The 23,314-nt window shown below is 72.8% G+C and carries 20 protein-coding genes; 3 read left to right on the forward strand and 17 right to left on the reverse strand.

Translation table 11 applies throughout. The annotated features are described in order from the left end of the window. Positions 1 to 186: 186 nt before the first annotated feature. From ACWEN0_RS17210 to nadA, 4 genes are all read right to left on the reverse strand, one after another. Complete coding sequence (locus ACWEN0_RS17210; protein ID WP_451974141.1) at positions 187 to 1,356, reverse strand: S8 family serine peptidase; 1,170 nt, start codon at positions 1,354 to 1,356, stop codon at positions 187 to 189. A gap of 72 nt (positions 1,357 to 1,428) precedes the next feature. Then, entirely contained in the window at positions 1,429 to 2,322 is an 894-nt protein-coding gene (gene nadC / locus ACWEN0_RS17215; protein ID WP_451974143.1) for a carboxylating nicotinate-nucleotide diphosphorylase, read from the reverse strand. Further along, positions 2,319 to 3,968 carry an L-aspartate oxidase gene (locus tag ACWEN0_RS17220; RefSeq protein ID WP_451974145.1) on the reverse strand — a complete coding sequence of 550 codons (1,650 nt, stop codon included), beginning with the start codon at positions 3,966 to 3,968 and terminating at the stop codon, positions 2,319 to 2,321. Before ACWEN0_RS17220 ends, nadC begins: the two co-directional genes overlap by 4 nt. Beyond that, complete coding sequence (gene nadA, locus ACWEN0_RS17225) at positions 3,965 to 4,978, reverse strand: quinolinate synthase NadA (protein WP_451974147.1); 1,014 nt, start codon at positions 4,976 to 4,978, stop codon at positions 3,965 to 3,967. The genes ACWEN0_RS17220 and nadA overlap by 4 nt, the downstream gene beginning before the upstream one ends. Before the next feature lie 111 nt (positions 4,979 to 5,089). Between nadA and ACWEN0_RS17230 the strand changes: the two genes are divergently transcribed. Together ACWEN0_RS17230 and ACWEN0_RS17235 are read left to right on the forward strand one after the other, a co-directional pair. After that, the gene (locus tag ACWEN0_RS17230; RefSeq protein WP_451974149.1) at positions 5,090 to 5,722 is read left to right on the forward strand and encodes an NUDIX hydrolase; all 633 of its coding nucleotides are present in this window, start codon (positions 5,090 to 5,092) and stop codon (positions 5,720 to 5,722) included. A gap of 40 nt (positions 5,723 to 5,762) precedes the next feature. Beyond that, positions 5,763 to 6,479 carry an LON peptidase substrate-binding domain-containing protein gene (locus ACWEN0_RS17235; RefSeq protein WP_451974151.1) on the forward strand — a complete coding sequence of 239 codons (717 nt, stop codon included), beginning with the start codon at positions 5,763 to 5,765 and terminating at the stop codon, positions 6,477 to 6,479. On the opposite strand, the gene ACWEN0_RS17240 is transcribed toward ACWEN0_RS17235, so the two are convergent. From ACWEN0_RS17240 to ACWEN0_RS17295, 12 genes are all read right to left on the reverse strand, one after another. Beyond that, positions 6,480 to 7,502 carry a M48 family metallopeptidase gene (locus tag ACWEN0_RS17240; protein ID WP_451974153.1) on the reverse strand — a complete coding sequence of 341 codons (1,023 nt, stop codon included), beginning with the start codon at positions 7,500 to 7,502 and terminating at the stop codon, positions 6,480 to 6,482. It lies immediately after the preceding gene. 62 nt (positions 7,503 to 7,564) lie between these two features. Then, positions 7,565 to 8,161, reverse strand: coding sequence for a DUF2567 domain-containing protein (locus ACWEN0_RS17245; RefSeq protein WP_451974155.1), 597 nt, complete (start codon positions 8,159 to 8,161; stop codon positions 7,565 to 7,567). A gap of 447 nt (positions 8,162 to 8,608) precedes the next feature. Next, positions 8,609 to 8,845 (reverse strand): biotin synthase auxiliary protein BsaP, encoded by a 237-nt coding sequence (gene bsaP, locus ACWEN0_RS17250; RefSeq protein ID WP_451974157.1) that lies wholly within the window; start codon positions 8,843 to 8,845, stop codon positions 8,609 to 8,611. Further along, on the reverse strand, positions 8,802 to 9,815 hold the full coding sequence (bioB, locus tag ACWEN0_RS17255; protein WP_451974159.1) for a biotin synthase BioB: 1,014 nt from the start codon (positions 9,813 to 9,815) through the stop codon (positions 8,802 to 8,804). The genes bsaP and bioB overlap by 44 nt, the downstream gene beginning before the upstream one ends. Before the next feature lie 72 nt (positions 9,816 to 9,887). After that, the gene (gene bioD / locus ACWEN0_RS17260; RefSeq protein WP_451974161.1) at positions 9,888 to 10,613 is read right to left on the reverse strand and encodes a dethiobiotin synthase; all 726 of its coding nucleotides are present in this window, start codon (positions 10,611 to 10,613) and stop codon (positions 9,888 to 9,890) included. A gap of 45 nt (positions 10,614 to 10,658) precedes the next feature. After that, positions 10,659 to 12,065, reverse strand: coding sequence for an alpha/beta hydrolase (locus ACWEN0_RS17265; protein WP_451974163.1), 1,407 nt, complete (start codon positions 12,063 to 12,065; stop codon positions 10,659 to 10,661). A 132-nt stretch (positions 12,066 to 12,197) separates the two neighbouring features. Further along, positions 12,198 to 14,354: a SulP family inorganic anion transporter gene (locus ACWEN0_RS17270; RefSeq protein WP_451974165.1), complete on the reverse strand. Its 2,157-nt coding sequence runs from the start codon at positions 14,352 to 14,354 to the stop codon at positions 12,198 to 12,200. 235 nt (positions 14,355 to 14,589) lie between these two features. Beyond that, positions 14,590 to 16,821: a bifunctional SulP family inorganic anion transporter/carbonic anhydrase gene (locus ACWEN0_RS17275; RefSeq protein WP_451974167.1), complete on the reverse strand. Its 2,232-nt coding sequence runs from the start codon at positions 16,819 to 16,821 to the stop codon at positions 14,590 to 14,592. Positions 16,822 to 17,030: 209 nt separating this feature from the next. Further along, positions 17,031 to 18,311 (reverse strand): adenosylmethionine--8-amino-7-oxononanoate transaminase, encoded by a 1,281-nt coding sequence (locus tag ACWEN0_RS17280; RefSeq protein WP_451974169.1) that lies wholly within the window; start codon positions 18,309 to 18,311, stop codon positions 17,031 to 17,033. Between the two features lie 18 nt (positions 18,312 to 18,329). Continuing rightward, positions 18,330 to 19,673, reverse strand: a complete 1,344-nt coding sequence (locus tag ACWEN0_RS17285; protein ID WP_451974171.1) for an SdrD B-like domain-containing protein — start codon at positions 19,671 to 19,673, stop codon at positions 18,330 to 18,332. A 93-nt stretch (positions 19,674 to 19,766) separates the two neighbouring features. Beyond that, positions 19,767 to 20,966 (reverse strand): cytochrome P450 family protein, encoded by a 1,200-nt coding sequence (locus tag ACWEN0_RS17290; RefSeq protein WP_451974173.1) that lies wholly within the window; start codon positions 20,964 to 20,966, stop codon positions 19,767 to 19,769. 25 nt (positions 20,967 to 20,991) lie between these two features. Further along, positions 20,992 to 21,405: an SRPBCC family protein gene (locus ACWEN0_RS17295; protein WP_451974175.1), complete on the reverse strand. Its 414-nt coding sequence runs from the start codon at positions 21,403 to 21,405 to the stop codon at positions 20,992 to 20,994. Positions 21,406 to 21,469: 64 nt separating this feature from the next. Here ACWEN0_RS17295 and ACWEN0_RS17300 point away from each other — a divergent pair, with 64 nt between their 5' ends. Next, on the forward strand, positions 21,470 to 22,093 hold the full coding sequence (locus ACWEN0_RS17300) for a uridine kinase (protein WP_451974177.1): 624 nt from the start codon (positions 21,470 to 21,472) through the stop codon (positions 22,091 to 22,093). Here ACWEN0_RS17300 and ACWEN0_RS17305 read toward each other — a convergent pair. Then, positions 22,090 to 23,247 carry a glycosyltransferase family 4 protein gene (locus ACWEN0_RS17305; RefSeq protein ID WP_451974179.1) on the reverse strand — a complete coding sequence of 386 codons (1,158 nt, stop codon included), beginning with the start codon at positions 23,245 to 23,247 and terminating at the stop codon, positions 22,090 to 22,092. The two genes, ACWEN0_RS17300 and ACWEN0_RS17305, sit on opposite strands and share 4 nt — an antisense overlap. Positions 23,248 to 23,314: the final 67 nt, after the last annotated feature.

Here is a 23,314-nt window from a genome sequence, read left to right on the forward strand (position 1 = left end):
CCCCCCCAATCACGAGTGATGCCCCTCCAAACACACGTGATGCCCCCTCAATCACACGTGATGCCTCTTCACGCACACGCGATGCCCGGCTGATCACACGGGTCCGCTGGTCCGGTACGACGATCGCCCGTGCGCAACGAGGCATCACACGTGATCAGGCAGGCATCACACGTGATGGGAAGGGCATCACGGGGTGAAGCGGGAGGGGCGCCAGCCTCGGCGGCGGGCCCGGCGGACCGCGGCGACCGTCACGCCCGCGGCCGCGGCCAGGGCGACCCCGGCCAGGGCGATCGTGCCCGCGGCGACGTCGGACGACGGGCGCGCGGGCGCCGCCGCCGGGACGACCTCGGGAGCCGAGCCCGGTGCGGGTGCCGCGCCCGGCGGGGCGACGTCGGCGGGCAGGGTCGAGGACACCGCCGCGTACGCGTCCAGGACTCCCCAGCCCAGCCGCGGGTCGTGGCCGCCGGAGGACGGGCGGTGCGCCGTCAGCGTGAGGCGGGTCAGGACCTGGTCGCCCGTCAGGTCCGGGTGGTACGCCCGGACCAGCGCCGCGACGCCCGCGACGTACGCCGCCGCCAGGCCCGGGTCGGTCACCGGCCAGCGGTGCGCCACCGCGCCGCCCGCCCCGGCCGACGTGCTGACCAGCTCCGCGCCCGGCGCCGCGACGCCCAGGTAGTCGCCGGCTTCCGTCTGCACCGGCTCGCCTGCCGGGTTCACCGACCCGACCGCCAGGACGCCGGCCGTCGCCGTCGGGTACGTCCGCGTGCCCTGCTGGGTCGCCGCCGCGGCCGAGACGACGACCGCGCCGGCCGCCCGCGCCCGCGCGACCGCGCCGGCCAGCGCCGGGCTGTCGAACGCCGCGGGCACCGCGATCAGGACGACGCCGGCGTGCCGGTCGACCGCCGTGTCGATCGCCCCGGCCAGCGCGCCCGGGTCGCCGCCGCGGTCCGACGTCGTGCCTTCCGCTTGCGTGTAGCGGATCGGCAGCAGGTGCGCGCCGGGCGCGACGCCGGCGAACGTCGTCGACGAATCCGGCTGCGCGCCGACGATCCCGGCGGCGATCGTGCCGCGGCCGTCGCAGTCCGTGCGTTCCGTGCCGGCGCCGCCTTCGAGCTGTCCGGGCGCGAACTGCGTGTTCTGCCCGTCGACGCCCGTGCCGATCACCGCGACCAGCTGGCCTTCGCCCCGAGTCAGCGGCCACAGCCGCGCCGGGTCGACCAGCCGCTGCCCCCACGGGACCTCGCCGGTGTACGTGCCGGACGGGTTGGCGCACCCCGTTTCCGGAGCGGCGACGGCGGACGCGGGCGAGGCGAGCGCGAAAAAGCCCGCCACCGCGAGCACCGCCGGTATCCGCACCCGAGCCCCCACCAAGAAAGACGGTGGCGGAAAAGGACTTCCGCCACCGTCAGTCTAGCCGGGAAACGCCGTTCAGCGAAGGTCCATGCCGAGATCCAACGCCGGTGAAGAGTGGGTCAGCCCGCCCACCGAAAGATAGTCCACACCGGACTCCGCGTAGGCCCTACCACGGTCGAGGGTGAGCCCACCAGAGGATTCCAGCCGTGTTTTCGGGGAGACTTCGTCGCGGCGCGCGACGGCCTTGGCGCACTCGTCCGGCGTGAAGTTGTCCAGCAGCACCTCGTCGGCGCCCGCGGCCAGGGCTTCCTCGAGCTGGTCGAGGGTGTCGACCTCGACCTCGCACGCCAGTTCCGGCGCGTGCTCGCGGGCCGCGGCCAGCGCCGCCGTCACCGAACCCGCCGCGACGACGTGGTTGTCCTTGATCAGCACCGCGTCGCCGAGCCCCATTCGGTGGTTCACCCCGCCGCCGCACCGGACGGCGTACTTCTGCAGCAGCCGCAGGCCCGGCAAGGTCTTGCGGGAGTCCCGGATCGCGCACCCGGTACCGTCCACTTCGGACACCCAGGCCGCGGTCGCGGTCGCGACGCCCGAGAGGTGGCACAGCAGGTTCAGCGCCGTCCGCTCGGCGGTGAGCAGCCCGCGCACCGGGCCGCGCAGCACCAGCGCGGGCTCCCCCGCGACCAGCCGCTCGCCGTCCTCGCGCCCGGCCAGCACCTCGTACTCGTCGCCCAGCACCACGTCGAACACCGCCAGCGCCACCGGCAGCCCGGCGACGACCCCGTCGACGCGCGGGGTCAGCTCGGCCACCGCGGTCGCGGACTCCGGCACCGCCGACGCGGTGGTCGCGTCCGGCCCGTAGCGCAGGTCTTCGCCCAGCGCCGTCGTGACCACGCGCGTCACGTCTTCGACGTCGAGGCCCGAAGCCGCGATCAGGCGCACGGCGGGTTCGGAGATCGGGAACGTCATGCCACGCCCTCCAGGGGGATCGGGTCGGCCAGCACGGGCTGGCCGGACGGGCTGAGCCGGATGTGCTGGCTGCGCCGCCAGCCGTCGTCGAGCGCCGGGAAGTCGCTGCGCACGTGGCAGCCGCGCGACTCGGTCCGCCGGACGGCCGCGGCGAGCAACGCCTGCGCCACCACCGTCAACGCCGCGTCCTCCACCGCCGCGTGCGTCCACAAGGGACTATCCTGAGTAGACAGGTCGAGCACCGACCCGGCCGCCGCGAGCCCATCGGCGTCGCGGCCGATCGCCGCGTACCGGCTCATGACCCGTTGCAGCGCATCGCGTTCCGCCGCCGGGGCGGTCGTCCACGACGGCAACCGGCCCCGCGACGGATCGGCCAGCAACCCGGCCGCGAGGTCCGCCGCGACGGCCTCGGCGACGCGCTGTCCGACGACCAGCCCTTCGAGCAGGCTGTTCGACGCCAGGCGGTTCGCGCCGTGCAGGCCGGTCCGCGCGACCTCGCCCGCGGCGTACAAACCGGGGACCGACGAGCGACCGTCCACAGTGGTCACCACGCCGCCGCACGAGAAGTGCGCCGCCGGCGTCACCGGGATCGGGTCGACGGCCGGGTCGAGCCCCAGCACCCCGCACGCGGCGAACACCGTCGGGAACCGCCGCGCGAACCCGGCGATCGAGGTCGCGTCGAGGAAGACGTGGTCGTCGACCCCGCCCGGCGCCGAAAGCAGCCGCCGGGTGATCGCCGCCGCGACGACGTCGCGGGGAGCCAGGTCGCCGAGCGGGTGCACGCCCGCCATGACCGGCACGCCGGCGGCGTCGACCAGCGTCGCGCCCTCGCCGCGCACGGCCTCGGTGACCAGCGGGCAGCGTCCCCGCGCGCCCGGGGTGTACAGGACGGTCGGGTGGAACTGGACGAACTCGATGTCCGCCACGGTCGCCCCGGCCCGCAGCGCGAGCGCGAGCCCGTCGCCGGTGGCGATCTCCGGGTTGGACGTCGCCTGGTAGAGCTGCCCGAGCCCGCCGCTGGCCAGCAGCACGGCCGGCGCCCGGACGACCCCGGGCACCCCGTTGCGGTCGAGCACGGTCACGCCCGCGACCCGGCCGCCCGGCGTGCGCAGCGCGTCGACGGCGATGTGGTGCTCGAGCACCGGCACCCGCGCCTGCCCGGCCTGCGCGACCAGGGCGCGCTCGACCTCGGCGCCGGTCGCGTCGCCGCCCGCGTGGATGACCCGGAACGCGCTGTGCCCGCCCTCGCGGGTCCGCGCGAGCAGCCCGCCGCCGGCCGTCGCGGCGTCGAACTCCGCCCCGTCCGCCCGGAGCCGGGCGACCGCGGCCGGGCCGCCGTCGAGGATCGAGCGGGCGGCGGCCTCGTCGACCAGCCCGGCGCCCGCGGTGAAGGTGTCCTCCGCGTGCTTGGCGACCGAGTCGTCGAGGTCGTGCTCGTCTTCCAGGACGACGGCGACGCCGCCCTGCGCCCAGCGCGTGTTGCCGTCCTCGACCGCCGCCTTGGTGACCACCAGGACGTGCAGCCCGAGCGCCTGGGCCCGCAACGCGGCCGTCAGCCCCGCGACGCCGCTGCCGACCACCACGAGGTCCGCGCGGGCTTCCCAGACCGGGGTTTTCGCCTGTGAATCATTAACCGGCGTGGTCATTCGCCGCCGCCGGGCTGCCCGATCTCGATCATCCGCTGCACCGAAGCACGCGCGCGGGCGGCCGTTTCGACGTCGACGTGGACCTCGTCCAGGCCGTCACGCAGGCACCGCAGCAGGGCGGCGGGCGTGATCATCTTCATGTACCGGCAGGACGCGCGGTCGTTCACCGCGCGGAAGTCGATGCCCGGCGCGGCCTTGCGGAGCTGGTGGATCATGCCGATCTCGGTGGCCACCAGGACCGACTTGGCCTTCGTGTCGCGGGCCTCGTGGACCATGTCGCCGGTCGAGAGGATCTTGACCCGCTCCGGCGCCACCGCGCCCTCGCCGGCCAGGTAGAGCGCCGACGTCGCGCAGCCGCACTCCGGGTGGATGAACAGGTCCGCGTCGGGATTCGAAGCCGCGCGCTCGGCCAGCTCGGCGCCGTTGATGCCGGCGTGGACGTGGCACTCGCCGGCCCAGACGTGCATGTTTTCCCGGCCGGTCACGCGCTTGACGTGCGCCCCGAGGAACTGGTCCGGCAGGAAGAGAACCTCCTGGTCAGCCGGGATGCTGGCGACGACGTCGACCGCGTTCGAGGACGTGCAGCAGATGTCCGTCTCGGCCTTCACCTCGGCCGTGGTGTTGACGTAGGAGACGACGACCGCGCCCGGGTGCTCGGCCTTCCAGGCGCGCAGCTCGGCGCCGGTGATGGAGTCCGCGAGCGAGCAGCCGGCCCGCGCGTCCGGGATCAGGACGGTCTTCTCCGGAGAGAGGATCTTCGCGGTCTCGGCCATGAAGTGCACGCCGCAGAAGACGATGGTGGACGCGTCGCTGCTCGCCGCGATGCGGCTGAGGGCGAGCGAGTCGCCGGTGTGGTCGGCGATGTCCTGGATCTCCGGGACCTGGTAGTTGTGCGCGAGCAGGACCGCGTCGCGCTGCTTCGCCAGGCGCCGCACCTCCTCCGCCCAGGCCGCGTTCGCCTCGACCCCGCCGAACGGGGTGAGTCCCTCCGGAACCAACGTGGTGGTCATCTGGCCCTCCTGGACCGGTCTCCGGTTTTCGCCTTATAATCGAAAACCGTGCGAAGTCATCTTAACACCCAGGCCCCCCTGGCCCACGAGGTTTTGGGAACGGTCCTTCAAGTGCGCTCGGACACACTGCGGGTTCTGCTGTGGCGCCGCGCGCTCGACCCGCACCTCGGCCGCTGGTCGCTGCCGGGCGGGCGGCTGCGGCCCGACGAGGACGTCGAGACGTCGATCCGGCGCCAGCTCGCCGAGAAGGTCGACGTCCGCCAGCTCAAGCACGTCGAGCAGCTCGCGGTGTTCAGCGACCCGCGCCGGGTGCCGGGCCCGCGCGTGGTGGCGACGGCGTTCCTCGGGCTCGTCCCCTCCGACGTCGACCCGGAGGTGCCCGAAGACACCGAGTGGCACGACGTCGCGAAGCTGCCGCGCACGGCGTTCGACCACGAGGCGATCGTGCTGCGCGCCCGCGACCGGCTGCGGTCGAAGCTCTCCTACACGAACCTCGGCTTCGCGCTCGCGCCCGACGAGTTCACGATTTCGGCGCTGCGCGGGCTGTATTCGGCCGCGCTGGGCTACCGCGTCTCGGCGACCAACCTGCAGCGCGTGCTGTCCCGGCGCGGCCTGCTGGTGCCCACCGGGCACACGGCCCCGCCGGGCCGCGCGGGCGGGCGTCCGGCGGCACTGTTCTCCTTCGCGGGCAAGGGCATGCAGATCACCGACCCGTTTGCCGTGTTCAAGCCGCCGAACAAGTGACCGTGCTGCGGCGGAGGCGTTCTCCCCTTACCGTGGAGCCGTGACCGAGCCGGAACCGGAAAGCGACGCGACGACGACATTGCTGCCGTTGTTCCCGTTGCAGACCGTTCTGCTCCCGGGGACGAAACTCCCCCTCCACATCTTCGAACCGCGCTACCGCCAGCTGACCGCGGATCTCGTGAGCGGAACGGTGCCGGGCCGCGAATTCGGGGTCGTGGCCCTGCGTTCGTCGCTCACCCGCGAAGTACGTGGTCTGGACCAGCTGTACGAGTTCGGCTGCAGCACGATCCTGCGCGAGGCGAAGCGCCTGCCGGACGGCCGCTTCGACGTCGTGACGCAGGCCCAGCGCCGGTTCCGGCTGCGGGAGCTCGACTGCACGTCGGCGCCCTACCTGATCGCGTCGGTGGAGTGGATCGACGACGACCCGGTGTCCCCGGGCGGGGACATGGCCGAGCGCCTCGCGACGGTCGCCCGCACGGCGCACCGGCGCTACTGCGAAACGGCCTGGCGCAGCGACGACTGGCACACCCCGGACGCGGAGGCCGACATCGGCGACCTGGCCTACCTGCTGGCCGCCGACTGCCTGCTCCCCCTGGACGACCGGCAGCGGCTGCTGGAGGAACGCCACCCGCTGCGCCGGCTGCGCATCGCGTGCCGGCTGCTGACGCGCGAGGCGGGGTTCCTGGACACGCTGGGCGCGGTGCCGCTGCCGCCGGGCGAGCTCACCGACCTGAGCCGCCCGGCCAGCCTGAACTGATCAGTCCCCGGTCCCGAACTTGCTCCAGACCTTGCCCGCCGTGCTGGAGACGGCTTCGCCGACGTCGCTGAACACCTTCGTCAGGGGGTCGGCCGACGCGCTCCACGAGTCCTTGTACGACTTGGCCGCCGACTTGAGGTCGTCCTTCCAGTCGGACGTCGGGGTGTCGTCGTCGCGACGCGGGTAGTCGCCCGCCAGGATCGCTCGGTACTCCTCCGAGGCCGCCCACTTCTGCAGCTGCGCCGCGCGGACCACCGCGAACGGGTGCGTCTCCGTCTCGACGAACTTGAGCTTGAGGAAGCTGTCCCGGATGTCTTCGACCGACTCGTACTCGCTCGCCTGCTGCAGGAACGACGGGATGTCGATCCGCGCCGGGTCGACGCCGCCGGCCACCTGGATCTGGGCCCGCAGGGCGGCGGTCGGGTCCTGGCCGCACAGCAGCCCGGCGCGGTCGCAGGACAGCTCGGCCTTGCGGTACCACTCGCGCAGCGCCGCGATGATCGCCCGGATGCCGAGCGCGCTCACCGGCGTCCACGACAGCGACATCTGCAGGCCGATCAGGCGCACCATGATCGTGCGGTAGACCGTGTGCCCGGACAGCACGTGCCCCATCTCGTGCCCGATCGCGAACCGCAGCGACTCGTGGCTCATCAGCTCGACGAGCCCCGTGCTGAGCCGGATGAACGGCTCGTCCATGCCGACGGCCGACGCCTGGATGCGCGGGTCCTGGTGGACGAACACGTTCGGCACGGCGGGCAGGTCGAGCGTCTCGGCGCACTCGTGGCGCAACCGGTCGAGCTCCGGGTACTGCTTCGGCCCGACGCGGATCGACGAGGCGAGCGCCATCAGCCGCTCGCCGCGCTCGTTGTAGAAGCCCGAAACGGCCTTGACGACCTGGGCGAACCCGGGCACCGCGCGCAGGGTCGCGAGCGCGCCGCGGTCCACGGGGTGCTCGTACGCGCGCGGGCTGATGCCGGGAAAGCGGACGGCGTTGTGCCGCGAGACCTCGATGTCTTCAGTCACTGGTGATCCCCCTGTGGTCGAGCCACCAGACTAGGGGAAAGTGCCCGCCGCGGGGGCGCGCTTCAGCCGAGGCGGCGGCCGAGGTCGTCGCGGCCGTTCCAGGTGGCGAGGAGGCTGTAGGCGATCGTCACGCCGAGCGGGCCGGTGAGCAGCACCCACCACGACTCGAGCCGCGGCGCCAGCTCGATCACCGAGCCGAGCGCGGGGGCGGAGCCGATCGCGTAGTGGCTGTTCGCCCAGCCGACGCCGAGCAGCATGGCCAGCGCGCTCGCGAGGGCGACCCCGAGCACGGCGGCGAGGAACACGACGGGCCCGCGGCGTTCACGCAGCAGCCAGACGACGACACCGACGACGATCCCGAGCCCGAGCGTCATGAGCCCGAAGACGGCGAGGTCGTCGAAGCGGTGCCAGCTCTCGAGTTCCAGGGCGCCCTGGGTGCCGTCGGAGGCGATGATGCGCACGCGTTCCGGGGGCGCGAGGCGCGACCAGGCGAAGGCGAGCGGGAAGCTCAGCAGGCTGAGGGTGCCGAGCACGCTCACGGCGGGCAGCAGGTCGGCCTTGACGACGACCTTCGGCCGCCGCTCCCGGAAAAGCACGGGCACCGACCACGGCCCGGCCACAGCCGATGGCCGATGCGCGGGCCCCGACGACTCACTCACCCGGACTCCCTCCTGCGACATGGTGCGACCGAGGGTAACCGGTCGGTGCGGGAGCGCCGTGAGGCGCTCGGTCGTGTCGGGGCTGACAGGCTTTGTTGTGAACGATCCGGTTAGTTACCTCACTGCCCGACCCGGTCATCCCGGCGCGCCGCTATGAACGATCTGGTGAGTTACTGCGCGGCCATCAACGTGTGAACGATCTGGTTAGTTACCTCGCCGCCCGATCCGGCCACCCTGGCGCGCCGCTATGAACGATCCGGTGAGTTACCCCGCGGCCGCCGACGCGTGAACGATCCGGTTAGTTACCTCACCGCTCCACCTGCGAGCCCGGACCCCGGACCCCGGACCCAGCCAACTCGCCACCCTCAAGGACCAGCAATGAACGATCTGGTTCGTTACACCGACCCTCATGAACGAAATGGTTCGTTAACGCCAACCGACCCACCCTCAGCCACTCGCCGTCTCGCCGTGGCGGCTGCAGCGCGCCGTCCAGCCCAGAGGGCTCACCTGGACCACCAACCGCCGCGCGCAGAACGTGCAGTAGCGCGGCGGTTCCAACGCCGTCCTCGGGTTGTGACAAGCCGGGTGGTCGGCACCCCCGGCCGAAGCCTGTCCACAATGGACACAAAAGGCGGGAGCGTCAGAGGCTGTCACTGAGCGCCTTGATCGGCATCTTGAGCTCATCGAGCATCTCGAGGTCAGCAGAAGCAGGCCGCCCCAGGTTGGTCAGGTAGTTCCCGACGATGATCGCGTTGATACCGCCGAGCATCCCCTGCTCGGCACCAAGGTCACCCAGGGTCAGCTCACGCCCCCCGGCGAACCGCAGCATCGTTCGCGGCATGGCGAGCCGGAACGCCGCGACCGTCCGGAGCGCGTCGCGGCCCTCGACGATCTCGTAGTCCTCGTAAGGCGTCCCAGGCTGCGGGATGAGGAAGTTCATCGGCACCTCGTGCGGGCTCAGCTCGGCCAGCTGCACCGCGAACTCCGCGCGCTGCTCGACCGTCTCCCCCATGCCGATGATGCCGCCGCAGCAGACCTCCATGCCCGCCTCGGCGACCATCCGCAGCGTGTCCCAGCGCTCTTCCCACGTGTGGGTCGTGACGACCGCCGGGAAGTGCGAGCGCGCCGTCTCGAGGTTGTGGTTGTAGCGGTGCACGCCCATCTCGACGAGCTCGTCGACCTGCTCCTGCGTGAGCATGCCGAGGGAGCACGCGATCTGGATGTCGTTGCCGTCTTCCCGGATCGCGCGGACGCCTTCGCGGACCTGCGAGAGCAGCCGCTTGTCCGGGCCGCGCACGGCCGCGACGATGCAGAACTCCGTCGCGCCCGTCTCGGCGGTCTGGCGGGCCGCCTTGACCAGGTTGGGGATGTCGAGCCACGCCGACCGCACCGGCGTCGGGAAGCGGCCCGACTGCGAGCAGAAGTGGCAGTCCTCGGGGCAGCCGCCGGTCTTCAGGCTGATGATGCCCTCGACCTCGACCTCGGGGCCGCACCAGCGCATCCGCACCTCGTGCGCGAGCGCGAGCAGGTCGGGCAGCCGCTCGTCGGGCAGCCGCAGCACCTCGAGGACCTCGGCTTCGCCCAGGCCGACGCCGTTTTCGAGGACGCGTTCGCGCGCGTAGGCGAGGACGTCGGTGTCCGGGACTGCGGTCACGGCTGCTCCTTGGTCGTGGGGAAAGCGTCCCTCATCGTGCACGACGGCGGCGCGGGACGACAGCGACGCACGTCACTTCTCGGCGGATGCGCACCCGGCGAACAGCTCGGGGTCGAACTCGCCGCCGAACCACGGCGAGAGCCCGGCCCGCGCCGCGGCCAGGAACTCCTCGGGCGAGGCCTCGCCGAGCCCGGCCGGCAGCACGCCGAGCAGCGGGGCCCCGGCCGCGACCGGCAGGTCTTCGAGGTTGGACAGCGCCGCGAGGTCCGGTTCGGCCGGCCAGGCGCCGATGATCACCCCGGCGACGGTCAGCCCGCGTTTCGTGGCGACCTCGGCGGTGAGCGCGGTCGCGTTGAGCGTGCCCAGGCCCGCCTCGGCCACGATGATCACCAACGACCCCAGCGACCACGCGACGTCGGCGAGGCTGGCCCCGGCGCCGTCGAAGCGCACGAGCAGGCCGCCCGCGCCTTCGATGAGGGTGAGGTCGTGGCCGGTGTCCAGGTCGGCCGCCGCCTGGGCGATCTCCCCGGGGTCGAGCGTCGGCAGGCCGCTGCGGCGGGCGGCGGCCTCCGGCGAGAGCGGGTCCGGGTAGCGGCGCAGCTCCCGGGTGGTGACGCCGGCGCCGGCGAGCCGGCGGACGTCGGCCAGGTCGCCCGGTTCGTCCGGCCGCACGCCGGTCTGGGCGGGTTTCAGCACGGCGACGCGCTGCCCGCCCGCCACGGCCAGGGCCGCGATCGCCGCCGTGGTGATCGTCTTGCCGACCCCGGTCCCGGTCCCCGTCATCACCAGCATGGTCACGGACCATGAACATAGTGACCCCGGGGACCGGTCCGCAGCCCGGGCTCAGGCGGGGCAGCTGGTGTCGGCCGCCGGACGGACGCCGTCGGCGAGCCACCGGGCCACCGTGGCGTTCGCGCAGGCGTTGGTGCCGAACAGGTACGCGCGGTGGCCGCCCTGGTCGACGGTCACCAGCCGGGCCCGGTCGCCCAGCGCGCGCCGCATCTCGACGCCGCCCGGGTAGTCCGTCCCGTTGTCGCGCAGGTTCTGGACCATCAGGATGTTCGACGGCCCGTGGTCCCCGATGCGCACCTGCGGCTCGGTCTTGCGCGCGGGCCAGAACGCGCACGCCCAGACGTTCGCCGCGGCCGCGCCCAGCAGCGGGTAGGCCGCCCGGTCGTGGTTCACCGCGCGCCGGTAGACCTCGACGTCGGTGGGCCAGCCGTCCATGTTGCACACGATCGAGAGCAGCCCGGAGAAGTCGAAGCCGGGCGGCAGCGGCGGCCGCGAGATCGTGCCGTCCGCGGCCTGCTGGTAGACCTGGGCCAGCAGCGGGAACGTCGCGTCCGACTGGGTCAGCGCCTCGTTGATCCAGCGGAACGTGGCGCCGTCGACGGTCTCGATCGGCGTCTGGTCGAGCTTCGCGGCCAGCTCGAAGTACTTCGCCTTGACGGCTTCGGGTGTGCTGCCGAGGCCGTACGTCGCGTTCTGGGACGCCGCCCAGGCGGCGAAGTCGGGGAAGTGCTTCTCGAGGCCTGGGGCGAACCGGCGCGACCAGGTGAAGTCGAGGCCGTTCGGCCCGGTCGAGCTGTCCAGCACGAACCGGTCCGTGCGCGCCGGGTACATCGTGGCGTAGGTGGCGCCGAGGAAGGCGCCGAACGAGTAGCCGAGGAACGAAACCTTCCGTTCGCCCAGCGCCGCGCGGATGCCGTCGAGGTCGCGCGCGACGTTCCGGACGGTGATGTAGGGCAGCAGCGGCGCCGAGGGCGCGGCCGCGCAGCCCTGGGCGTTCTGGCGGGCGACCCCGGCCTGCTTGTCGACGTCCGCGTTCGTCACCGCGTAGGCGGGCGGGATCATGAACGTCACGGGCAGGTCGCACGTCACCCGGGTGCTGTTGCCCGCCCCGCGCGGGTCGAACGCGACGAGGTCGTAGGTGTCCCGCACGGACTGCGGCAGGCCCAGCGCGATCAGCTGCAACGGCAGGGAAAGCTGGGAATCGCCCTGCGAGCCCGGGTTCAGCAGCAGCACGCCCCGGCGCTTCGCCGGGTCCGCGGCGGGCAGCCGGGAGAACGCGAGCGTGATCTGCTGACCGCCCGGCCGCGCGTAGTCGAGCGGCACGCTCATCGACGTGCACTGCAGGCCCTGGCTCGGTTCCGGCACCCCGGCGCACGGGCCCCACGCGAGTGCGGGGCCCGATGCGGCCGCGGTGGCCGGGAACCCGGCGACCGCGGCCAGCACGGCCACGGCTGTCACCCGGAAACGTCTGGAAAGCGACATGACTCGGCCATCCCCCTTCGTGCGACGGCCCACGAGTCCCTGCTCTCGTGTGCCTTGTGGACGCACGAAGTTCGCATGTCGTGCCCAGCCCGGGAACCGCCGTTCGGGCTACTGCCCGGCGGCGACGAACGCGTGCGCCTCCCCGTCGAGCAGGTGCACGCTCGCGGCCCCGACGTCGAAGTACATGCCGGTCAGCTGCAGCTTCCCGGCCGACTCGGCCGCCGCGACCAGCGGGTACTCCCGCAGGTGCTCGAGTTGTTGCAGAACGTTGTGCAGGGCCAGCCGATCGGCCTCGCGGGCGGGCCGGGCACCGTCGAGGGTGACCGCGCCGTCGCGCCGGGTGCTCGGTTCGACGTGCCGCAGCCAGTCGCCCAGCGGGCCCGCCGGCGCGCCGTCGACGACGGCTTTCATTGCGCCGCAAGAGGAATGGCCGCAGACGACGATCTCCGAAACGCCGAGCACGCCGACGGCGAACTCGATCGACGCGTTCATCGACGGGTCGGTTTGCCCGGGTGGGACGAGGTTCCCGATGTTCCGGATGGTGAACAGGTCGCCCGGGCCGCTCGTGGTGATGAGATTGGGCACGATGCGAGAATCGCCGCACGTGATGAACAGCGTCCGCGGCCGCTGGCTGTCGGCCAGCCCGGACAACGTGTCCTTCAGCAACGGCGCCGCCCGGCGGTGGAACTCGGTGGCGCCGCGGCGGGTCTGCTGGGCCGGGATGCCTTCGACGGCCTGCCATTCCGACCACGGCGCGAGCCAGCGCGGCACCGCCCGGCTCGCGGCGAGCCGGGACCGCGTCGGGCGGCCCGCCTTGCCTTCGCCGAACCAGGGGTGGCCGACCTCGTCGACCTCCACGGTGCCGCCCGCGCGCTCGTGCGCCTGCTGCCAGGTGGTCAGGCTTTCGAACGCGGCGTGGTCGAGGTAGTCGACGACCAGCTCCAGCCGCACCGGCACGCCGGCCGGGATGCCGCCGAGCACCTTCGACAGCCGCGGCACGGACAGGAACGTCAGCACCCCTTCGACGACGACGCGTCGCCTGCCGCCTTCGGTTTCGACGTGGATCCCGGACCAGAGCGTGCGGCGCAGCATCAGCACCAGCGCCAGCCCGATCCCGGCGAGCACACCGGTCAGCAGGTCGAACACGACGACCCCGCCCAGGGTGAGCAGGTAGACGGGCAGGTCGCCGTGGGCCAGCACGGTCTTCATGTGCCCGGGGTTCACCAGCTTGGCGCCGACGTGGACGAGCAGCCCGGCCAGTGCGGCCAGCGGGATGCTCTGGATCAGCCCGGCCAGCAGCACGACGAACAGCAGCACCCAGACGCCGTGCAGCACCGCGGACACCCGCGTCTTCGCGCCGGCGGCGACGTTGGTGGAGCTGCGGACGATCACGCCGGTCACCGGCAGGCCGCCCAGGGCGCCGGAGACCATGTTGGCCGCGCCCTGGCCGACCAGCTCGCGGTCGAGGTTGGCGCGCGGGCCGGTGTGCATGCGGTCGACCGCGACCGCCGAGAGCAGGCTCTCGACGCTGGCGATCAGGGCGATCGTGACGACGGCGAGCGCGAACCCGCCCCAGCCGCCGTCGGGCAGCTGCGGCACGAGGTGGACGTTCAGCAAGTCACCCGGCAGTTCGACGCGCGGCAGCGTCATCCCGGTGACGACGGACAGGACGGTGGCCGCGGCGATCGCGGCGAGCGGCCCCGGCACGCGTTGCACGGCCTTCGGCAGCCGCGGCCAGACGAGCAGGATCGCGATGGTGAGCAGGCCGATCAGCGCGGCCGAGTCGTGGTGGGCGACGATCTGGCCGGGCAGTTCGGCGATGTTCTCGATCGCCGAGCTCTGGGCCTTCCCGCCGAGGATGACGTGCAGCTGGCCGAGCACGATCGTGACGCCGATGCCGGCCAGCATGCCGTGCACGATGGCCGGCGAGATGGCCAGCGCGGCGCGCGCGATGCGGCTCAGCCCCAGCAGGATCTGACACGCGCCGGCGGCGACGGTGATCGCGCAGGTGACGACCCAGCCGAACGTCTGGATGGTTTCGGCCATCACGACGGTCAGGCCGGCGGCGGGCCCGCTCACCTGGAGCGCGGACCCGCCGAGCGCGCCGGCGACGACACCGCCGACGACGGCCGCGACGAGCCCGGCGGCGACCGGCGCGCCCGAGGCGAGGGCGATGCCGAGGGACAGGGGGACAGCTACGAGGAAGACGACCAGTGAGGCCGGCAGGTCGTGGCGGAGCACGGCGAGGGGTCTCATGATCACCATGCAACCGGAAATCGTGTGAAATGTCCGCTATGTGCCACCCGTTCGAGTGAACAACTGGCCATATTTAGCTCGAACGTCACAAACCGGACAGCTCGTTAACGCGCCGTTCACAAGATCGAGTACCTGTCGGCCGACAGGTGAAACCCGTACCACACAACGGTTTCGCTGTCGTGGGCGGTCAGGGCGGGTGAGAACCGCCCTGACCACCCACGACAGCCGCGGCAGACCGACTCGGTCAGTGCTCCGGCGCGCCCGCCGGGACGAACCCGCGGGCCGCGTCGTCCAAAAGGGACACTTGCGCGGCGCCGACGTCGAAGTACATCCCGGTGAGCCGCAGCCCGCCGCGCTCCAGTGCCGCGGCGACCACCGGGTAGCCGCGGAGCGTCTCCAGCTGCTGCACCACGTTCTGCAGCGCGAGCTGGTCGGCCTCGGCGGCCGGCCGTTCGCCACCGAGTAGCAGCGGGGCTTCGCGGGAACGCCGCCGCAGCGTCGCTTCGCCGTGCCGCAGCCAGCTGCCGAGCTGCACGAGCCCCGCCGGTGCCTGGCCGAGCAGCGCCTTCATCGCGCCGCAGCCGGAATGCCCGCACACCACGATCTCGGCCACCCCGAGCACCCCGACGGCGTACTCGACCGCCGCGCCGACGGACGAGTCGTCGCCGTCCGCGGGCGGCACCAGGTTGCCGATGTTCCGCACGGTGAACAGGTCGCCCGGCCCGCTCGTGGTGATCAGGTTCGGCACGATCCGCGCGTCGCCGCAGGTGATGAACAGCGTGTGCGGCTGCTGGCCGTGCGCCAGCCCGCTCCAGGTGTCGCGCAGCAGCGGCGCGGTGCGGCGCTGGAACTCCGACGCACCCCGGCACAGCAGCGAACTGGCCGTGCGCTGCGCGGGCAGCACGACGTGCTCGGCCTGCCACTGCGACCACGGCGCGAGCCACCGCGGCACGACGCGCGCGGCGACGCTGCGGCGCACGGTCGGCGCGCCGGCGGTCCCGCGTTCGAACCACGGGTGCCCGATCTCGTCGACCGTCACCGGCCCCGCGTGCGCCTGCTGCCAGCCGCGCAGGCAGTCGAACGCGGCGTGGTCGAGGTAGTCGACGAGCAGTTCGAGCGTCACCTCGGCGTGCGGCGGCACCTCGGCGAGCACCCGGGTCAGCCGCGGCACGGACAGGAACGTCAGCGCGCCCTCGATGACGACCCGGTGGCGCTCACCGTCCTTCTCGACGTGGATCCCCGAGAAGATCATCCGCCGCAGCATCAGCGCGAGCGCGAGCAGGATCCCCGCCGCGACCCCGGTGAGCAGGTTGACGGCGACCGCGCCGGCCAGCGTGACGGCGTACACCGGCAGGTCGCCGTGCCGGCGGACTTCCTTGAGCCCGGTGATGTTCACGAGCTTCGCGCCGACGTACACCAGCAGCGCGGCGAGGGCGGCCAGCGGGATCAGCCGCAGCACGCCGGTGAGCAGCAGGCAGGCGGCGAGGATCCAGGCGCAGTGCAGGATCGCGGACGTCCGGGTGCGGGCGCCCGCCTCGTGGTTGGTCATGCTGCGCACGATCACGCCGGTGACCGGGAACCCGCCGAGCGCGCCGGCGGCGACGTTCGCCGCGCCCTGCCCGACGAGCTCGCGGTCGAGGTCGCTGCGCGGGCCGCCGCGCAGCTTGTCCACGGACACCGCGGAGAGCAGGCTCTCCAGGCCCGCGATCAGCGCGATGGTGACGGCGGCGAGGGCGAACCCGCCCCAGCCGCCGTCGGGCAGCCTCGGCACGACGTGCAGGGCGGGCAGCCCGGCGGGCAGGTCGACGCGCGGCAGGGTCATGCCGGTGCCGACGGACAGCCCGGTGGCCAGGGTGACCGCCGCCAGCGGCGCGGGCACGCGGCGGAGCGCGTTCGGGAGGCGTGGCCAGGCCAGCAGCACCACGAGGGTGACGACACCGACCAGCACGGCCTGGTCGTGGTGCCCGGCCAGCTGCCCCGGCAGCGCGACGACGTTGGCGAGCGCGGACCCCTGCGCCGTGCCGCCGAGCACGACGTGCAGCTGGCCGAGCACCAGCGTCACGCCGATGCCGGCGAGCAACCCGTGCACGATGGCCGGCGACACCGCGAGCGCGGCGCGGGCGAGGCGGGTGAGCCCGAAGAGGATCTGGAGCAGGCCGGCCGCGACGGTGATCGCGCAGGTGACCGGCCAGCCGTGGGTGGCGATCGTGTCGGCCAGCACCACGGTGAGGGCGGCGGAGGGGCCGCTGACCTGCAGCGGCGATCCACCGAGGAGGCTCGCGACCAGCCCGCCGGCGACGGCGGAGATCAGGCCCGAGAGGAGCGGCGCCCCGGCGGCGAAGGCCACGCCGAGGGAGAGGGGGACGGCGACGAGGAAGACGACTATCGACGCGAGGAAATCGTGCTTGAGGTTCTCCGCGAACTCGGGCTTCTTCGGGGGTCCGGTGTCGTGCTCACCGCGAACGATCTCGATCATGGGGGCAGGATCGCCGAAACCGCGCGAAAAGTCCGCTACGCAAGCATTTCTCGCGTTTGCCCCGGCACGCGCGGACCGGACTTTTCAGGCGAAAGCAGCACTTGCGGCCTCCGCCGTTCGCGTGGTGATGATCTTGGTCGCGCACGCAGAGCGACGATGAAGGGCCTTCGGGTCTCGCTGTGCGCGCGGTCACGGCCGATGAGGTGAATTCACGCCTTCGCGGCGACCGCGAGCATCGCGCCGGTGATCACGGCCAGGTCGTCGTCGCCCGAAACGTACGGCGGCATCGCGTAGACGAGGTCGCGGAACGGCCGCAGCCAGGCACCGTGCTCGGTCACCACCTGCGTCGCCACCGCCATGTCCACCGGGTGGTCGAGCTGCAGCACGCCGATCCCGCCGAGCACCCGCACGTCCACCACGGAACCCAGGTCGCGGGCCGGCGCGAGGCCGTCCAGCAGGCCCTTTTCGAGCCGGTTGAGGTCGTCGCGCCAGGTGCCGTCGGCGAGCAGGCCCAGCGACGCGTTCGCCACCGCCGAAGCCAGCGGGTTGCCCATGAACGTCGGCCCGTGCGCGAGGACCGGCAGCGCGCCCCGGGAGATCCCCGCCGCCACCTCGGGCGTGCAGAGCGCCGCGGCCATGGTCAGGTAGCCGCCGGTGAGCGCCTTGCCGAGGCAGAGGACGTCCGGGGTGACGCCCGCGTGCTCGGCGGCGAACAGCGCGCCGGTGCGGCCGAAGCCGGTCGCGATCTCGTCGAAGATCAGCAGCACGTCGTGCGCCTCGGTCAGTTCCCGCAGCGCGCGCAGGTAGGCCGGGCTGTGGAACCGCATCCCGCCGGCACCCTGCACGACCGGTTCGACGATCACCGCGGCCAGCTCGCCGGCGTGCCGGGCGATCGCCTCGGCCAGGGTGTCCACATAGGACTGGTCAGGCGGGGTGTCGAACCCGGACGGCGGCGCGGGCACGAAGACCTGGTCGGGCAGCACCCCGCGCCACAGCGAGTGCATACCGCCTTCGGGGTCGCAGACGCTCATCGGCGTGAACGTGTCGCCGTGGTAGCCGCCGCGCCAGGTGAGCAGCTTCCGCTTCTCCGGCAACCCGCGGGAACGCTGGTACTGCAGGCACATCTTCGCGGCGACCTCGACCGACACCGAGCCGGAGTCGCAGAGGAAGACGTGCTCGAGCCCTTCGGGCGTCAGGTCGACCAGGGTCTTGGCGAGGGTGATCGCGGGCTCGTGGGTCAGGCCGCCGAACATGACGTGGCTCATCCGCCCGGCCTGCGCGGCGAGCGCGGCGTCGAGCACCGGGTGCCGGTAGCCGTGGATCGCCGACCACCACGACGACATCCCGTCGACGAGCTCCCGCCCGTCGGCGAGCTTCAGCCGCACGCCGCTCGCTTCGGAGACGAGCAGCGAAGGCACCTTCGCCGGCATCGGCGCGTAGGGGTGCCAGACGTGCTGGGCGTCGAGAGCGAGCAGGTCGGCGGAGTCCATCCGCCGACCCTAACTCCCTCAGCCGGCTCGCCTCGTGAACACCCAGCCGTTCCCGTTCAGGGGTGCGGCCACCACGTAGACCGGAGCCGGCCCGTCGAGTTTCCCCGGGCCGCGCACCGACAGGTCGTAGCGCCCCGCGGGACCGGTGAAGGTGAGGCTCCCGTCCGCACCGGTCGTCGCGGTGATCACGCGGAGCGTGTCGCGGTCGGTGGCCTTCACGAGCTGCCCGGCCAGGCCGTCACCGGTGTCCGTGACGATCCGCCCGGTGCTCGTGCCGGTCCGCCCGGTCACCTTGGCGGTGTCCCGGCTTTCGGGCCCGATGCCGTACGTCTCTTCGTTGCCGAAGTCGCAGTACTGCTCGAGGAAGCCCCAGCTCCCCGACACGTCGCGAACCGTGCCGGGCACCCGGAACACGCGGGTCTCCCCCGGCCGGATCGTCGCGCCGGCGCCGAGGTAGTCCAGCTCGCCCCAGCCCGCCGAGGTGATGTCGAGGTCGCGGCCGTAGCCGACGCGGTCGCAGGAGCCGTGAAGACCGGACAGGACACGCGATCCGGTGTTGACCAGCTTCACGGTCATGACCGCGTGGTCGCCCGCGTGGTAGGTCTCCTTGTCCAGCACGAGCTTCGCGCGCAGCGACTCGGACAGCGGGCGCACGGCCCGCACCGGCACGTCGACGACGGGCACCGTCCCGTCGACCCGGACCGTTCGCCCACCGCCGAGCAGCACCCAGCCGCCGGGCGCCTGCGACGGGTAGAGGTCGTACTCGCCGGGCTCGAGGTTCTCGAAGGAGAACCGCCCGTCCGGTCCGCTCGTCCGGGTCTGGCTCACGCCGTAGCGGTACAGCTCGACGCTGACGCCGGCCAGTCCCTCTCCCGGGTCGGCGACACCGTCCTGGTCGGCGTCGCCGAACACCTGACCGGCGATCGAACCGGTGCCCTCGGCGACCGGGATGGTCACGTCGGTCACGGCCAGCGGCGGCGTCACGCCGTCCACGACGTTCACCGACAGCCGCACCTTCGCCGGACCGGCTCCGTGGTGGTCCAGGCTCCCGGTCAGGACGTACTCCCGCGATTCGCCCGGCGCGAAGTCCGCGCCCCCGGTGGCACCGAGATCGCCCCAGCCCGACTCGACCTGGAACGGCGTGCCTTCGAGCACCTCGGCGAACCCGCGAGCGCGGTAGACGGTGGTGTCACCGGCGTTGGTGATCGTGTACTTCACGGTCACGTGCTCGCCAGGCACCTTCAGCCCGCCCTCGACCGCGGCCGTGCCGCGCAGGTCGTACCCGGCCGCGGCCGCCGGAACGGCCCAGCCCACGACCGCCACGAGCACGGCGGCCGCCATCGCGAAAATCCTGGCTCTCAAGGTGACTCCCCTTCACCCGGCCCGCACCTCCCGCGCGGGCTTCGGCGCTTTCACGCGCGAAGGAGCACTTCGGCCGACCCCAAGTGATGCACGTCACAGTCGGACGGGCAGGGACTCCAAGCCGTGGACCAGGGAGCTGTACCGGTAGACGAGGTCGTCCGGCTTCGCGTCCAGGGCCAGGTCCGGGAAGCGGGCCAGCAGCCCGCCCAGCGCGATCTCGGCCTCCAGCCGGGCCAGGGGCGCGCCGACGCAGTAGTGGATGCCGTGCCCGAAGGCCAGGTGCCCGCCCGCGGCCCGCGTGACGTCGAGCCGGTTCGGGTCCTCGAACTTCGCCTCGTCGCGGTTCGCGCCCAGCAGCGAGATCAGCACGAACTCGCCCTCGGGGATCGTCACGTCGCCCGCTTCGACCGCCGCCGCGGTGAAGCGCAGGGTCGCCAGGTGGATCGGGCCGTCGAAGCGGAGGAACTCCTCGACCGCGTTGGGCAGCAACGAAGGGTCGGCGCGCAGCAGGGCCAGCTGCGCCGGCTCGCGCAGCAACGCCAGGACGCTGTTGGCGATCAGGTTGACCGTGGTCTCGTGCCCGGCGACCAGCAGCAGGAACGCCATCGAGACGAGTTCGTCCGGGGACAGCGAGTCGCCGTCGTCGCTCGCGTGCACCAGGTCCGACAGCAGGTCTTCGACCGGCTCGGCGCGCTTCTGCGCGATCAGGCCGGTGAGGTAGGTCAGCATGCTCTGCGCCGCGTGCTGCGCGTCTTCCGGCGCCGACGCGCTCAGCAGCGTCTTCGACCAGCCGGAGAACTCGTTGCGGTCCTCGGGGGCGACGCCGAGCAGCTCGCAGATCACCGTGATCGGCAGCGGCGCGGCGAACGACGGCAGCAGGTCCGCCCGCTCCTGCCCGGCCAGCCCGTCGAGCAGCTCGGCGGTGATCTCTTCGATCCGCGGGCGCAGCCGGGCCACCGTGCGGCCGGTGAACGCCTTGTTGACCAGCTTGCGCAGCCGCGAGTGGTCCGGCGGGTCGGTGTTGAGCATGTGCCGCCCGAGCGCTTCGCCGAAGCTGCCCTGGCCGGTCGCCCCGGCCGGGAACTTCGCCTCGAACAGCTCGTACGCGCGCCGGTTGTCCTTGTGCAGCCGGGGATCCGCCAGCAGCGCCCTGGCCAGCGCGAAGTCCGTGACGATGTAGCAGTCCAGGCCGCGCGGCATCCGGGCGCGGCGCACCGGGCCGCCCGCGCGGAGCATCTCCGCGAACAGGTGCGCGTCCTGGGCGAAGTCCTCCGCCACTTCGATCGCCGTCATACCGCCCCCATGCAGTGGATCCGCGTCAGCGCTCGGCCAGTGCCGCCACGACGCGCTCGGTCACGTCCTGCCAGTATGCCCGCTGTTCCTCGCGTTCTTCCGCGCCCGAGAGCCATTCCTGGTGGAACCGCAGCGTCGTCTTGGCGCCCGCGCCGCTCAGCCGCACCTGCACCGTCGAGTCGTGGTCCCAGTCGCTCGGCCGCCAGGTGAGCCGGACGCGGTCGTGCTCGACGAAGCTGCGGATCTCGCCCACCGTGCCGTTCGCCGTCTCGTACTCCTCCCCCGCTTCCCGCGGCAGCTCGACGCCCGGGCCGAGCCAGATCGCGACGCCGTCGCGGCTGACCAGGAAGTCCCACACCGTCTCCGCCGCGTACGGCAAAGTGCGGGAAACCCCTATGTTCCAGCCCACATCGGCCGTCTTCCCCACTGAAGAACTCATGCTTCCATCCTCCCATCGGGGTACGACGAAATCGTGCACCGGCCCGGGTGCAGGATCGGTACCCGTGCGCTACCGCCCGATTTCGCCCGCCGTGCTGGCCGAAGAACTGACCGAACGCATCGACGCGCTCACCGGGCGCCGACGGATCGCGGTCGCCGTCGACGGTGCCGAAGGTGCGACGGAAACCACAGCCCTCGCGGACGCCCTGGTCGACCCGCTGCGCCTGCGCGGCCGCGCGGCGCTGCGCGTGTCGGCACGCGACTTCCTGCGGCCGGCGTCCCTGCGCTTCGAGCACGGCCGCACCGACCCGGACGCCCGCTACACCGACTGGCTCGACCTCGGCGCCCTGCGCCGCGAGGTGCTCGACCCGCTGGGCGACGACGGCTCCGGCGAGGTCCTGCCTTCGCTGTGGGACGCCGGACGCGACCGCGCGACCCGCGCCGAGCGGGTGCCGGTGCCCGACGGCGGGGTCGTGCTCGTCGACGGCGAGCTGCTGCTGGGCACCGGCCTGGCCTTCGACCTGGCCGTGCACCTGTGGCTCTCCCCCGCCGCGCTGCGCCGCCGCGTACCGGACGCCTGGGCGGTCCCGGCCTACGAGCGGTACGAAGAAGAAGTCGACCCGAGCGCGCTGGCCGACGTCGTCGTGCGCGTCGACGATCCGCGGCACCCGGCGCTGTACACGCCTTAGCGGACGACGGCCACCGGGTCGCCGTCCAGCAGCCCGGACAGCCGCCCGGCCATGGTGTCCCAGCGCCAGTTCGCGCTCACCCAGGCGCGGCCGGCCTCGCCCATCCGCCGCGCGCGCACCGGGTCGGCCAGCAGGCTCGCCACGGTCTCGCCGAGCTGGTCGACGTCCCGGCCCTCGACGACGTGCCCGGTGACCTCGTCGAGCACCGCTTCGGGCGCGCCGCCGGAGTTGCCCGCGACCACCGGCAGGCCGGTCGCCGAGGCCTCCAGGTAGACGATGCCGAGCCCCTCGACGTCGAGGCCCTTGCCGCGCGTGCGGGCGGGCATCGCGAAGACGTCGCCCGCCGCGTAGTGCGCGGGCAGTTCGGCCCACGGCACCGAACCGGTGAGCACGACGTCGCGTTCGAGGCCCAGCTCGGCGACCAGCCCGGTCAGCGTCTTGCGGTACGGGCCACCGCCCACGATGAGCAGCGCGGCGTCCGGGACGCGCCGCCGGATCTTCGGCAGCGCGCGGATCAGCTGGTCCTGGCCCTTGCGCGGAACGAGCCGCGACACGCACACGACCGTCGGGCGGTCGGAAAGCCCGTGGCGCGCCCGGATTTCCGCGCGGCCGGCCGGGTCCGGTTTGTACAGCTCGGTGTCCACCCCGGACGGCAGCAGCTCCAGCCCGGCCATCGGGCCGAACGCGGCGGCGAACCGGCCGCGCGTGTACCGGCTCACGTAGGTGACGACGTCCACAGTGTCCCCGATGCGCCGCAACGCCTGCCGTGCGGCCGGGAGCATGGACCAGCCGACCTCGTGGCCGTGCGTGGACGCCACGACGCGCCGCGCGCCGGCCTGGCGCAGCGAATGCCCCAGGAGCGCGAGCGGCGCCGCAGCGCCGAACCAGACGGCTTCGCAGTCCCTCGCACGCATGATCTGCTTCGCGCGGCGAAGGACGTCCGGCGTCGGCAGCATCAGCGACGTCGGGTGCCGGACGACCTCGAACGGCGCCTCGGCGTCGAACTCCTCGTGCGACCCCGTGCGCGACTCCCACGACGGCGCGTAGACGACCAGGTCGTCCGCCGGCAGCCGGGTGGCGAGGGAGTTCAGGTAGTTCTGGATCCCCCCGGGCCGCGGCGGGAAGTCGTTGGTCACGAGGAGGGTCTTGAGCACGCCCCAGAGGCTAGCGGCCGCTTGCAACGCAGGAGGGGCGGCACCGCGTGTGCGGCACCGCCCCTCC

It is taken from the genome of Amycolatopsis sp. NPDC004378, from assembly GCF_053602455.1.

Coding starts and splice junctions, on each gene's coding strand:
- ACWEN0_RS17220 (WP_451974145.1), bottom strand. CDS start 3,968: ATGACCACGCCGGTTAATGATTCACAGGCGAAAACCCCGGTCTGGGAA.
- ACWEN0_RS17280 (WP_451974169.1), bottom strand. CDS start 18,311: ATGGACTCCGCCGACCTGCTCGCTCTCGACGCCCAGCACGTCTGGCAC.
- ACWEN0_RS17295 (WP_451974175.1), bottom strand. CDS start 21,405: ATGAGTTCTTCAGTGGGGAAGACGGCCGATGTGGGCTGGAACATAGGG.
- bsaP (WP_451974157.1), bottom strand. CDS start 8,845: ATGAGCTCAAGATGCCGATCAAGGCGCTCAGTGACAGCCTCTGACGCT.
- ACWEN0_RS17290 (WP_451974173.1), bottom strand. CDS start 20,966: ATGACGGCGATCGAAGTGGCGGAGGACTTCGCCCAGGACGCGCACCTG.
- ACWEN0_RS17275 (WP_451974167.1), bottom strand. CDS start 16,821: ATGATCGAGATCGTTCGCGGTGAGCACGACACCGGACCCCCGAAGAAG.
- nadA (WP_451974147.1), bottom strand. CDS start 4,978: ATGACCACCACGTTGGTTCCGGAGGGACTCACCCCGTTCGGCGGGGTC.
- ACWEN0_RS17270 (WP_451974165.1), bottom strand. CDS start 14,354: ATGGTGATCATGAGACCCCTCGCCGTGCTCCGCCACGACCTGCCGGCC.
- nadC (WP_451974143.1), bottom strand. CDS start 2,322: ATGACGTTCCCGATCTCCGAACCCGCCGTGCGCCTGATCGCGGCTTCG.